Origin of the sequence: Flavobacterium maritimum (assembly GCF_040049085.1) — a bacterium.
Taxonomy (GTDB): domain Bacteria; phylum Bacteroidota; class Bacteroidia; order Flavobacteriales; family Flavobacteriaceae; genus Flavobacterium; species Flavobacterium maritimum.
In genome coordinates this window covers 1-545 of record NZ_JBDLZY010000044.1, presented here as the reverse complement: position 1 = coordinate 545, position 545 = coordinate 1, and the positions used below count along the sequence as shown (strand labels likewise).

Here is a 545-nt window from a genome sequence, read left to right as displayed (position 1 = left end):
AGTTTAAATATAAATCCAAAGGCTGAAATTAAATTTTCTTATGATAAAAATATGACGTACGGAGATTATATCCAATGTAAAATTCTTGTCGAAAAAGTGATGCAGACAAAAAAGGACTATGTTTTTATAAATAAAAATGAAGAATTTATTTTCTAAAGTTTAGATAAATCAGCGTTTTAAAACTAAACAACCTGAAACAAAATCGCTACTGATGATGATAAGGTTCATTCCTTAATATTGTAAAACCTCTATACAATTGTTCGATAAAAAATAGACGCACCATCTGATGTGAAAACGTCATCAGCGAAAGCGAAATTTTTCCCTGCGCTTTGCTGTAAACCGTATCCGAAAATCCGTAAGGGCCACCAATTACAAAGACAAGCGTTTTAATTCCGGAGTTCATTTTCTTTTGTAATTCTTCAGAGAAACCAACGCTGGAAAAGTTTTTGCCATTTTCATCTAATAAAATTAACTGATCTGTCGGTGTTAATTTAGCTAAGATTAATTCGCCTTCTTTTTCCTTTTGCTGACTTTCGGATAAGTTT

Annotated in this window: 1 protein-coding gene; it reads right to left on the bottom strand. The window is 31.4% G+C overall.

All coding sequences use genetic code 11. From position 1 onward, the window contains the following. Window positions 1–205: 205 nt before the first annotated feature. The coding region (locus ABEB23_RS18215; protein ID WP_348814140.1) for a 23S rRNA (pseudouridine(1915)-N(3))-methyltransferase RlmH at window positions 206–545 on the bottom strand (340 nt) is incomplete at its 5' end.